Source organism: Halalkalibacter lacteus (assembly GCF_036663595.1).
GTDB classification, from domain to species: domain Bacteria; phylum Bacillota; class Bacilli; order Bacillales; family Bacillaceae_D; genus Halalkalibacter; species Halalkalibacter lacteus.
In genome coordinates, this window is sequence record NZ_JAWRVL010000487.1 from 1 (window position 1) to 232 (window position 232).

Annotated in this window: 1 protein-coding gene; it reads right to left on the reverse strand. The window is 70.7% G+C overall.

All coding sequences use genetic code 11. The features are described 5' to 3' along the window. Positions 1-232, reverse strand: a 232-nt coding sequence (locus tag SAZ04_RS23120) for a thiolase C-terminal domain-containing protein (RefSeq protein WP_431309061.1), incomplete at both ends; no start/stop codon positions are given.

Genomic DNA, 232 nt, shown 5'->3' on the forward strand with positions numbered 1-232 from the left:
CTTCGCCCTTGCCGCAGAAGCCCGCGTTCTCGAGCGTCACCAGCACCGTGATGGTGTAGCCGTCGTAGGGGTTCACCACGTCCACCGCGCTGCGCTGCGCGCCGGCCATGGCGAAGGCGCGCTCGGCGGCCACGCGGATCGGGTTGTCGAGCAGGTCGGGCGCGTAGGTGATGCTCTTGTGCGTGAGGTGCTCGGCGAAGCCCGACACGAAGACCGGGCGGTGTCGCGCGCG